Source organism: Brachyspira pilosicoli (assembly GCF_036997485.1).
Classification (GTDB): domain Bacteria; phylum Spirochaetota; class Brachyspiria; order Brachyspirales; family Brachyspiraceae; genus Brachyspira; species Brachyspira pilosicoli_C.
On record NZ_JAWLPU010000001.1, the window covers coordinates 36,547 to 48,773 of the forward strand.

Consider the following 12,227-nt stretch of genomic DNA (forward strand, 5'->3'; position numbering starts at 1 on the left):
ATTATAAACTCCTTTATTTTTGATGAACTATTTTTGTTATTATATCCCTATTAAATCTTACCCAAATTTTACTCCATTCCACCCATTCATATATTCGTATATACTCTTTAGAATCTCGTCCGTATTTTTCTTTTGCCTCCTGCTGTTTTGAGTCCATAACTTTTTTCATTTTATCAACAAAATCTTTTCTAACTTTATCATTTGGGTTATAGTATTTGATTATTTTCTCAAAGTAATCTAATAATTGCTCATGCTTTCTATCTAATGCCCCTATATTTGACCAAGTCCATATAATATAAATTAAATCCTCATACTCCTCTCCTATTTTACAATGCTCCCAATCTATTATTCCAGTAATTTTACCCTTATTATTAAACACAGCATTCAAAGGACTTAAATCATTATGAACATAAACCTTACCTTTTAAATGTTTTTTTGATATTTCATTAATTTCTTTGATTGTATCAAGAACCTGATATATTTTTTCTATAGGCATAGTATAAACATATTTTTCTGTGTTGCCTTTAATATACTCAAATATATCCTCATTATTTTCATTCCCATAATATTTTGGAACTTTTTTGTAATTATTTTGTTCCATAAATTTTAGAAACTCATATTCTTTTTCATTATTGGATCTAGTTTTATAGACTTTATTGTCTTCAATTCTGATTTTATTATTTGTTATAATCGATGATTTTGAAAATCTATTAGATAATTTTTCAAAATCTTTTTTAATACTTCCGTCAATAACCGAAGAATCATGCTTATTATATCTGAATATTAATGCAGCTTTATTGTTTTTCCAAAAAGAAGAGTAATATATTTTATCAGAATAAATATCTTTATCTATATAATCAAATTCTAAATCTTCTATAGATACATTAGCAGCACTTATTTCATTTTCATATATCTCTTTATGTATAATATCATTGTATCTTGATAAAAGAGAATCTATTTTTTTTAATTTATCCCACCCATTACATTCTTTGTATATAGAATAAGAATGATTTATCCTATCAAAAATAAATAAAATGATAATATTAAATGAATATACTTCATAATTATTATCTTTATACAAAAAATAATCAGCTTTATAATCTTCATCTTCTAAAAAGAATAAATTAAAAAGATTATCATTTTGTATAATTTTATCTATTAATTCTTGATATTTGGATATATTCTTTTTAAATACAGTATTAAAATCAAAACTTCCGCCTATCTTAATTTCAATATCATCTTTTTTTAATAACTCATCAAAACTGCTTTCAGAACATAAATGAAAATTCAATATATTAGAAAGATACTCAGGCTTTTTATCAATTATAATATCTATAATGCCAAATACATTTTCAGTATTTAAATACTTTATTAAATCATTATCAATTAAATACTTAATACCATTTATAGATTTATAGTCAATAATATAGTCAGCTATATTTTTATTATATTCATCATATATGTATATGATATTGTTTTCAATTTTTAGTTCCTGCAATAAACTTTTATACTTTTCTTCATTATCTATATATGCAGCATATCTTAATCCTCTAGGTATAAATTCATTAAGATTTTTACTCTCTCCATTAAGAATATAATCAAGAGTAGTTTTTAATTTTCTCTCTATTAGAGGTATATATTCATATTTAAAATTTCTTTTACCAGAAATCATTTTAGAGAAATTAGTTTTTATAGTATTATAATCAGATTCTTTACCTTCAGTTTCTTCAATCAAATACATAATCAAATCTTTATAGTTAAGATTATTATTTTTTAAAAGCTCTAAAATTCTATTCTCTTTATCTGAAGTCATATATATCTCCCAATGCAATCATTTTTATAATATAAATATAGCATAATACAGTATAAAGTCAATAATAAAGTTGTCAAAAATAAAAAAATAGTTGTCATTTTTTATTTAAAAATAATTGTCTAAATATAACTAAAAAGTTGTCAAATATATAAACATGTTCTTTATTAATCATTTTAAGAATTATAAAAAATTAAAATAAAAAAAGATTATTTAAAAATATAAATTCTGATTGCTTAAATGCTAAAAATATTTTGAAATATTAGAAACAATATAGCTTATTTATTGAAATATAAAAACAGCTTTATAACTGTTAATTACAAAACCATATATAAAAATTAAAAATCTAAATTAAATCTATCATTTATTAAAGGTATAATATTTATAACAGGCTCTTCATAAGGGTGTACTTCTTTTATTACTTTTACTGCATTGTAAACATTCTCTATATCTGTAGCAAATTCTATTTTATCTTCATCAGCCTTTGATAATTTATTAATTTCTCCATCAAAAGGATTAGCATTTTTTAAAGGCCGCCAATAACCAGTTACTTTTGTTACTGACATTACATTATCATAATTGCCAACCCCCAAAACCCCTATATTGTTTAATGCCTCTCTTAGTTTATCTCTATATTCTTCAGGTATATATACTTCTATTTTTACTTTTTTAAAGTCCATTATATGCTCCTAATTCAATTAATTAATAAAATAATTATAAATCTATATAATAAAGCACTATATCTTCATACTCATTATTTTTGTTGATATAACCTTTTTTAACAATACCTATTTCATTAAAACCTATTTTTTTATATAATCTATGAGCAGTTTCATTAGACAATACAACAGCATTAAACTGAAGTATTTTATAACCTAATTTAGCACCTTGTTTAATGGAGTCTCTCACCAAAGCCTCACCTACCCCTTTACCTCTAATACTTTTATCTACCGCATAAGAAGCATTGCATATATGTCCGCATCTTCCTATATTATTAGGGTGAAGTATATAAACTCCATAAACTTTTTCTTCTTCTATCGCTAAGCCAGTATAGTCTTGAGAAGAAAAATATTTATCTGACTCTTCTTCATCTTTTAAAACATCTATTTGAGGAAAGTAAATACCATCTTCTATAATATTATTCCATATACCCATAGCTTCACTAACATATTTTTTATTATATTTCACTATTTCCATAATTAAGTCCTTTATATTATTATATATTATCAATTCATATTATGCTATTGACAAATAAATTAAAATGTTTACAATTAGTCTGAAAACGTACTTATAATGTTTTTTATTTAAAACTTAATAGGCACCTTAAATGGAACTTAATAATCAATCTTTAATAGAAAATAGCAGTATAAAACTATTTTTTAAATTTGCCATACCAAGCATTTTGGGTATGATTATGGGAAGTGCTGCAGTATTTGTAGACGGTTTTTTTGTAGCACATTTTATCTCTGCTAATGCCTTTACAGCAATTAATATAGTTTGGCCAATCACTGCTTTATCGTTTGGCATTTATGTAATGCTTACAATAGGCTCTATTGCACTCGCTGGTAAATGCATTGGCGAAAACAATATAAGGCGAGCTAATTTAATATTCACTCAAACTTTAATTGTAGTTCTTACAATAGCAACTTTGCCTCTTATAATAGCATATATATTCAGAACTAATTTACTTCCATTATTCGGAGCTCATGGAGAAATATATCAGTTATCATTAGATTATATTGAAGGTGTATTATTTGCTACATTTTTTTGGGGGATAGCGTATGTGCTTAGTCAGTTTGTAAGGCTTAATGGTTCTCCGAAATTTGCTTCTTTAATGTTTATAATATCTTCTATAGCAAATATGATATTAGACCCTATTTTTATTGTAGTTTTTAAGTTAGGAATTTCTGGGGCTGCCTGGGCTACTGCAATATCTCAAATGATTGCATTTATTATGGGGTTGTTATACTTCTTTAAGCCAAACTGCAAATTAAAAATTATAAAAGTTTATGGAGGCTGGATTTATATATTAAAAGCTTCATTTAATGGGTTTTCGGAATTTTTAAGTAATCTATCTTCAGGGCTTATACCTTGGCTATTTAATATCACCGCATACAACATTTCTGGTAATAACGGAATACTTGTTTATTCTGTTGCTAATTATGCTATAATGTTTTTTATAATGCTTGCATATTCTATTGGTGAAGCATTAGAGCCGCTTGTAAGTGTTTCTTATGGAGCTAAAAACAAAAACCGAATGAAAGATTTTCTAAAAATATCAATATTTTTAATTTCTATCATATCAATATTAATATCAATTATATTGTTAATAAATCCAAGTTCATTAGTGAATATGCTTTTGCAAGATGTTGATGTAAAAACATTTGAAGAAGCTAATTTTTTTGTAAGAGCATCAATACCTACATTTATAGGTGTTGGAATAAATATTATAATGAGTGCCTACTACACATCAGTACAAAAGGCAGGGGCTTCAGCAATAGTAGCAGCTTTAAGAAGTACAATACTCCCAATAGCTTTAGTATTAACTTTGCCTAATATAATAGGTTTTATAGGTTTAATTTTAGTTCTTCCTATAAGCGAAATAGCAACCTTAATTGTTTCTGTGCTGTTATACAAAAATAGAAAACCAGATGTTTTAATTAGTTAGATAATATTTAAAAACTCTTTTAAACTATAAAAATATCATTTATTTAAATTTATATATACTGAAAATTTTTGAGTTTGTTATTTTTTTATTGTTCTTTTTCCCGCAGCAAAAAGTGCGAGTAATAAAATAATACTAAATCTTAATATTATGCTTTATATGTAAGATAAATTATTATATTCATAATAAAATTAAAAAAATCAAAATTACAAACTTAAAATTTTAAGTATATATAAACAAATTTATATTGCTTCTAAAGCATTAAGCAAAACGTTGCCAAACTCTTTTGCAGATTTTGGTCCATTAGCTGTTATTATATTGCCGGATACTACAACATTCTCTTCTACAATATTAGCATTATTATGCCTAACAGGAGATTCATTTTCTTTTAAACAAGTAACATTAATATTTGCCAATATACCCGCATTAGCCATTATAACAACCCCGCTTCCAATACCAGCTACTATTTTACCATTGTCAAGAAATAATTTAGCAAGCCCCTGTGTACGCCAATCGTCCCAAAGCTTTATAGAACCAACTCCTCCAACAAAAACTATAGCATCAAAATCATCAGTGCTCACTTCGCTAAATAAAAGCTCCGTATTAACAGTACTCCCCAATTTTCCATGTGCTTCGCCTATTATACTAGAGGCTAATTTTATACTATATCCTTTAGATTCTAAAATCTTTTTACTTTCAAAAAACTCCTCATCTTGAAAATTTTCATTTGCAACCACATATACTACACTTTTAGACATTTTTTAAACATTCTCCTTTTATTATAGTCCGCAATTTTTATCATAGTTTTTCTTGTTCTCTATGGCAATCTTATATGCTTTTACATATTCCTTAGCACTCTTCTCCCAAGAATTATCTATCTTCATCACTCGTTTTTGCATAGCTTCAAATTTATCTCTATGATCATAATAAACGCTAATAGCCCAGCCAATAGTATTATATAAAGCAGAATCATTAGAATCATAAAACTTAAATCCAGAACCTTCGCCTGTAGACTCATTATAGTTTTCAACAGTATCTTCAAGCCCTCCAGTAGCATGCACTATAGGTATAGTTCCATATCTTAAAGAATACATCTGATTAAGTCCGCAAGGTTCAAACAAAGAAGGCATTACAAACATATCAGCCCCTGCCTCTATTAAATGTGATAATTCATTGCTATAGCCTATATAAGAGCCAATTCTGCCAGGATATCTCTTAGGTAAATCACCAAAGAAACTCTCAAAACCTTTATCACCTGTACCAAGTATACAAAATTGAAACTTCATATTAGCCATCAAAGGCTCAATAACAGAAGCAAGTAAATGATACCCCTTCTGATCAACAAATCTTCCTATAGCACCAATCAAAGCTACATCATCATCTTCTGCGAGCAAAAATCTCTTTTGCAATTCTCTCTTACATATTTTTTTGCCTTTCATATCTTTAGAAGAAAAATGTGCTGGTATCATAGTATCTTTTTCTGGAGACCAAACATCTTCATCTATTCCATTTAATATACCGAAGAAACTTGTTGTTTTATTGTTTAAATAAGGTGCTATACCATGACCGCCATAAGGGGAAGCTATTTCTTTTGCATAAGTTGGGCTTACTGTTGTAACCAAATCAGAGAAGAATATTCCGCCCTTTAGTAAATTAATATTACCATGGTCTTCAAAAGTATCTGGGCTAAAATTATTCCAACCCAAACCTAAATAATTATAAGTGCTTGCGGCATTATAAATACCTTGATAGTTAGCATTATGTATAGTAAGTACACTTGCTGCTTTACCTACTTCATCATTCCAGTGCCAAGTTTTTATATATGCTGATATTGCTGCTGTCTGCCAATCATTAGCGTGAACTACATCTGGTTTTAAATTTAAATCCTTGCATAATTGAAGCACTGCTCTTGAAAAAAATCCAAACCTCCAAGCATTATCCTGATAGTCATTAAAAGCATTATCATGATAAAGACCTTCCCTACTAAAGAAATGATGATGCTCTATAAAATAAAAATCTATACCATTATATACAGTCTTAAAAACACTGCACCACTCTTCACCTGTACCCATCCACACACCCATAGTAGGAAGTACATTCTCTAAATAACAGCCCTTAAAATCAATATCTCTATACTTTGGAATAACAACTGAAACTTCTACATCTAGCTTTTTTAAATATATTGGTAAAGATCCAGCAACATCTGCTAAACCTCCTGTCTTTATAAAAGGAACAGCCTCTGATGAAGCTATAACTACTCTCATTTTTGACATATTAAAAACTCCTAAATATGTAAATACTTTTTAAATATACTACTTTATGAAAAAACTTCAAGCAAAATAGTAATATATTTTTTAGCTATTTAAATTTAATAATTACTTTGAAAATAAAGACTCCGCCGATAATAAGGATAATTTAAAGTAATAGTTGATATTTTTTATTATTTTCAAAGTATTATTAATTTTAAATTAATAATTCTTTCTATGATAAATAATATATAAAAATATGTTATATTAAAAAATATCAAATTATTTATTTTTTTGTTATTATAACATATAATAAAATAGAAATAATTAAAAAATAGTCGGAAATATAAATATGAAAACTAAAAAGAAAATGGCTCTTTTATTATGCTCTACAGGAAATGAGGCTTTTGCTGTTGGAAATGTTATAATAGGTGCTAAAAAATATCTATTTCAAAACTTGAAAGATGAAGAATATGACATAATATTTTATACCGATAAATTAAACATTAATGATGAAAATGCTCTTAAAAAAATTTTCCCAAGAATAATTATTAAAATATATAAATCTCCATTCGATAATAACACACAAAATACAAATATGTTTACCTATTACAGTTTATTCACATACGCAAGATTTGAAGGTTTTGATATTCTTGACGACTACAAACAGTTATTCTACATAGACACTGATGTTGTAATACAGAAAGATATCTCACATATATTTGATATAAAAGGTAATTGGAATATATGCTATTATGAAAACGATAGTAAAATTATAGATAAATTGAAAAATAATGCTAAACAAAAAACAATAGATAATATCATAAAAGATGGATATGATATAAATCAAAAAGAAATTATGGCTGGAATATATATAATTAATGATACACTGCCTAAATATAAAGAAATGAAAAAATGGTTATATGATTTCGTAATGAAATATAAATTAAATGATGAAGATACTTTAAGTATAGCCATACATTATTTTAATATAGAAATAAATGAATTAGATAAAAGATATAATTGTGTGCCATGGTCTGAAATCGCCAATGATGCTTATATACTTCATTCAATAGGGCCTAAAAAATTTTGGAGAGATACATATAATAAAGATTGGGAAGAAAATAATAAAATATGGATAGAAGCAGGCGGAAATACAACTTATAATGAAATATATAAAAAAAGAAAAATTATAGACAAAATAGTGTGGCTTATACCAAATTATAATTTAAGAAATAAAGTTAGAGGATTTTTACTAAAAAAGATTGGGCTTTCTGGAAGATAAAGTATGCTATTTTAATACGGACTGTAAATATGATAAAAGTAAGTATAATAATATTAGTTTACAATACTGAACAATATTTAGAAAAATGTTTAAATAGTATAATAAATCAAACTCTTAAAGAAATTGAAATTATATGTATAGATGATAAAAGCACAGATAACAGCATAAATATAATAAAAGAATTTCAAAAGAAAGATAATAGAATCATACTTATAGAAAATGAAAAAAATATGGGTATGGGATATAATAGAGATGTTGGAATAAAACAAGCCAAAGGAGAATATATAGGTTTTGTAGATTCTGATGATTATATAAATGAAAATTATTTTTATGAATTATATAGTACATCAAAAAAATATAATGCTGATTTAACAAAAACAGAAAATATAGAAACATATAATAAAAATTATGAAAGAAAAACAAATTTAAAAAGCAAAAATGAAACTATAGAAGAAGGATTATATAAACTATCAATCGCTGATTTCATCAATTCAATGAACATTACTAAACCAAATAATAAACCAATAACAACGACTGTATGGAGTAAATTATTTAAAAGAAAATTTATTTTAAAAAACAATATAATGTTTAATTCTATAAGAAATGGTGAAGATTTATGCTTTATATTAACCGTGTTGGCTTTTAATCCTATTATAGCTATAAATAATAAAGCTGTATACAATTGCATACAAAGAAATGAAGAAGGTACACATATAACAAATAAAGATTATATAGAAAATATTATAGAAATTTCTAATGAATCTCTAAAAGCATATTATCAAAATAACAGAAAATATATCGGTTATGTATTTGATATCATTATGTATATGCTGTTTAATACTATAAATAACTTATATTCAAAAGAAAGCATTGAAAAAGAATATAATAGAATATATGAACTATTTAAAAATATAAATTTGAATAAAAATGATTTAAAAGTATCAAATGTCTATCTAAAAAATACTTACTTTAAAACATTAGAAAAGAATAATTATGAAACTTTTTATTACTACTTCGTCACTTTGTATAAAACTATAAGAAAATGTATCCCATCTTTCATATTAAAAATACTAAGAAGTAAAAATATTATACCATAACAAATTAATCTAAAATATTGCTTCTAAATTTATCTATTAATTTTTTATAGGAATCTATCAAGCTATTTTTTTACTGTATAAAGCTAAATTTATATTATTCAGACTATAAAACATAATATTGAAATTCTTTATATTTTTAAGGATAATAATTTATTTTTGTTTTCTTCTGTTATTCCGCCGTCTAGTAAATGAAAATATATTTCCTCATCTTCTTTAGAATTTGAAAGTATTGAAGCAATAGTTGTACCCATATATTTAGCATAATTATCATCTGCTGATAAACATATATCCATTCTCATAAAATTTTCCTTTATTAAACATCGAAAGCTCTTTTAAAAGCTTCCCTCCACTTCCTTACTGGTATAAACCATGCTATTTTATTGACATTCTTAAAACTCATCTCTATTCTTATCTTTATAAAAAATATTACTATCTCTAAAGTATTTCTATTATGATAAACACCAAAAAATCTTACATCACTTATTTTTAATTTAGTCTCTTCATAATCTCCATATTTTTGTGCTAATATAGTTTGTATAGCATCTATAGGCCTCTCTAAAAACCAAGGTGTTAATTGATAATATTTCCAAAACTCATCTATAAATATAACACTCGTACAATCATATTTCCATGGTTTAAATGACATATAATGAATTATTTTTACATCATTCAAATTATAATCTATATAATATTGCTGCATCTTATTAGCAAAAAAATTCCACTTAGTTTCTATAAATTTAACTCTATTTTTTAAACACTCATTTAATAAACCTTCATCCGCCCAAATTGTAGAATAATTATTCAAAAAACATTCATCAAATTCTTTACTAATATTATTTTTTCTCCATAAATGAACATTCATCATTATTACACCTGCATTAAAATAATTATCGTTTCTAGCATTATCAACAACTAAAGCATAATAATTAGATATATCCATTTCAAATATTTCTTTTAAACTATCATTAACTATAATATCACAATCCAAATATAATATTTTATCAACATCCTCTACCAGATCATGAATTGAAAGTCTATAAAAAGTTGCTTCTGAAACCCAATTAGGTTTATTAGATATTTCAAACCAATGTCTATATTTTTTTATATCTGGTGTATAAAATTTCATTTCACAATTTTTTATTTTTTTTAATGATAATAATTTATTTTTATTTTCTTCTGTTATTCCGCCGTCTAACAAATGAAAATATATTTCTTCATCTTCTTTGGAATTTGAAAGTATTGAAGCAATAGTTGTACCCATATATTTTGCATAATTATCATCTGCTGATAAACATATATCCATTCTCATAAAATTCTCCTTTATTAAACATCGAAAGCTCTTTTAAAAGCTTCCCTCCACTTCCTTACTGGTATAAACCATGCTATTTTATTTACATTCTTAAAACTCATCTCTATTCTTATCTTTATAAAAAATATTACTATCTCTAAAGTATTTCTATTGTGATAAACACCAAAACATCTTACATCACTTATTTTTAATTTAGCCTCTTCATAATCGCTGTACTTTTGAGCCAATATTGTTTGTATAGCATCTATAGGCCGCTCCAAAAACCAAGGAGTAAGCTGATAATATTTCCAAAACTCATCAGCAAAAAAAGAAACATTACATTCTTTTTTCCAAGGTTTTCCTATGCAATGTATAATATTAATATCATTAAGGTTTGCATTAATTTCTTTATAACATGATTTATTATCTAAAAAATTCCATTTTTTATCTATAAATTTTACCCTATTTTTTAAACAATAATTAAGTATATCCTGATCTCTATACGAAAGTATAGGCATAGCATCTATAGCATTATAAAATTTTTCTTCTAAATTATCCTTTATCCAAAGTTTATTATTTATCATCAAAAAACCAGCATTAAAATATTTATCCGATTTACTGAAACCTATAGGCCCTTTTACTTCATCTATTCTATCCATAACATCTTCTACTACATAAGCATAATAGTCCCCCATATCATCTAAAAATAATTCTCTTAAGCTTGAATTAATTATCATATCCCCGTCTAAATATATTATCTTTTCAGCATTTGGTATTAATGATGGAATTGACAATCTAAACCAAGTAGAATTAGCCTTCATATTATATTTTGAGATGTATTTAAAAATTTCTTCTTTAGGTTCTACAAAACTTATATTACAATCTCTTATTTTTTTTAAAGATAAAAGTTTTTGTTTATTTAAATCATTAATATTTTCTGAAATTATATATATATTAATATTCTCATCATCTTCAGCATTTGAAAGTAATGATGCTATTGCAGTTCCCATATATGGAGCATATCCGTCATTTGAAGCAAAACATACATTTACATCTATCATAACATACCTATAAAATTAAAAATTACTATAAATATTTACATTTTGAAATATATATTATTTTATATAAAAAAACAATAATAATATATATTTCTATAATTAAAATTATTATAATATTTTATCTATTCAAATAGTGTTTAAATAATAATTGTTTTGTAGAATAAAGACTAACTCCTTTAATAGGGCTAATTTTTAAAGTAATGGTTGCTATTTTTATTTTTTTGTTTTTCACAATAAGATATCTCTCACGAACGGAATTAATTATCTCTTCTGATAAATCAAAAATATTTTTCTCTTCGTTTTCAATTAAATTATATTCTATACCATTATTATTTAATATTTTAAAAAAATTATTCTCTGTAAATCTGCTTGTAAAAATTATAAGCTTTATATTTTTTATAATATCAACAATTAAATTATTATATTCCACTACAATCAAATCAGTATCTTTAGAGCTATTTTTATTTTTTCTTTTGCATTTATAAAACACATCTGCTATAGCTATTCTTTTATCATAAAAAAGCTTTTTTTTTAATTCTTTAGAAACCAAAAAATCTTTATTATCAATATCAAAACTATAAGCAATTAATTTCCAAAACTCACTTTTTTTACTTGAATAATACCAAGCATTATTTTTCTCTTCATCATCAAGCAAATTAAATTTTTCTTCTTGAGTATATAACGGCACAGGAAAACTCCCAAGTATAAGTGTATTGCTATCATCAAAAAAGAAATTAGTATCGCTAAAAAGATGTGTTTCTGTATTATTTTCCATAAA

Annotated in this window: 12 protein-coding genes; 3 read left to right on the forward strand and 9 right to left on the reverse strand. The window is 24.9% G+C overall.

The window, feature by feature from the left end; all coding sequences use genetic code 11:
• Window positions 1-13: 13 nt before the first annotated feature.
• From R4I97_RS00150 to R4I97_RS00160, 3 genes are all read right to left on the reverse strand, one after another.
• The gene (locus R4I97_RS00150) at window positions 14-1,813 is read right to left on the reverse strand and encodes a phosphotransferase (protein WP_335783148.1); all 1,800 of its coding nucleotides are present in this window, start codon (window positions 1,811-1,813) and stop codon (window positions 14-16) included.
• A 335-nt stretch (window positions 1,814-2,148) separates the two neighbouring features.
• Complete coding sequence (locus tag R4I97_RS00155) at window positions 2,149-2,490, reverse strand: cytochrome C biogenesis protein (RefSeq protein WP_335783149.1); 342 nt, start codon at window positions 2,488-2,490, stop codon at window positions 2,149-2,151.
• Window positions 2,491-2,524: 34 nt separating this feature from the next.
• Window positions 2,525-3,007 carry a GNAT family N-acetyltransferase gene (locus R4I97_RS00160; protein WP_335783150.1) on the reverse strand — a complete coding sequence of 161 codons (483 nt, stop codon included), beginning with the start codon at window positions 3,005-3,007 and terminating at the stop codon, window positions 2,525-2,527.
• 130 nt (window positions 3,008-3,137) lie between these two features.
• Here R4I97_RS00160 and R4I97_RS00165 point away from each other — a divergent pair, with 130 nt between their 5' ends.
• Window positions 3,138-4,478, forward strand: coding sequence for an MATE family efflux transporter (locus R4I97_RS00165; RefSeq protein WP_335783151.1), 1,341 nt, complete (start codon window positions 3,138-3,140; stop codon window positions 4,476-4,478).
• Between the two features lie 239 nt (window positions 4,479-4,717).
• Here the strand turns inward: R4I97_RS00165 and R4I97_RS00170 are convergent, their stop codons facing one another.
• Both R4I97_RS00170 and glgA read right to left on the reverse strand, forming a co-directional pair.
• Window positions 4,718-5,233, reverse strand: a complete 516-nt coding sequence (locus R4I97_RS00170) for a DJ-1/PfpI family protein (protein WP_335783152.1) — start codon at window positions 5,231-5,233, stop codon at window positions 4,718-4,720.
• Window positions 5,234-5,254: 21 nt separating this feature from the next.
• On the reverse strand, window positions 5,255-6,748 hold the full coding sequence (gene glgA, locus R4I97_RS00175) for a glycogen synthase GlgA (protein WP_335783153.1): 1,494 nt from the start codon (window positions 6,746-6,748) through the stop codon (window positions 5,255-5,257).
• Between the two features lie 325 nt (window positions 6,749-7,073).
• Between glgA and R4I97_RS00180 the strand changes: the two genes are divergently transcribed.
• Window positions 7,074-8,006, forward strand: a complete 933-nt coding sequence (locus R4I97_RS00180) for a glycosyltransferase (RefSeq protein WP_335783154.1) — start codon at window positions 7,074-7,076, stop codon at window positions 8,004-8,006.
• 29 nt (window positions 8,007-8,035) lie between these two features.
• A complete protein-coding gene (locus R4I97_RS00185; RefSeq protein ID WP_335783155.1) occupies window positions 8,036-9,103 on the forward strand; it encodes a glycosyltransferase family 2 protein in 1,068 nt (355 codons plus the stop codon).
• A 128-nt stretch (window positions 9,104-9,231) separates the two neighbouring features.
• Here R4I97_RS00185 and R4I97_RS00190 read toward each other — a convergent pair whose 3' ends face one another.
• From R4I97_RS00190 to R4I97_RS00205, 4 genes are all read right to left on the reverse strand, one after another.
• Window positions 9,232-9,402 (reverse strand): glycosyltransferase, encoded by a 171-nt coding sequence (locus R4I97_RS00190; protein WP_199749261.1) that lies wholly within the window; start codon window positions 9,400-9,402, stop codon window positions 9,232-9,234.
• 14 nt (window positions 9,403-9,416) lie between these two features.
• Window positions 9,417-10,412: a glycosyltransferase family 8 protein gene (locus tag R4I97_RS00195; protein WP_335783156.1), complete on the reverse strand. Its 996-nt coding sequence runs from the start codon at window positions 10,410-10,412 to the stop codon at window positions 9,417-9,419.
• Window positions 10,413-10,426: 14 nt separating this feature from the next.
• Window positions 10,427-11,452, reverse strand: coding sequence for a glycosyltransferase family 8 protein (locus R4I97_RS00200; RefSeq protein WP_335783157.1), 1,026 nt, complete (start codon window positions 11,450-11,452; stop codon window positions 10,427-10,429).
• A gap of 115 nt (window positions 11,453-11,567) precedes the next feature.
• Window positions 11,568-12,224: a uracil-DNA glycosylase family protein gene (locus R4I97_RS00205; protein ID WP_335783158.1), complete on the reverse strand. Its 657-nt coding sequence runs from the start codon at window positions 12,222-12,224 to the stop codon at window positions 11,568-11,570.
• Window positions 12,225-12,227 lie beyond the last annotated feature (3 nt).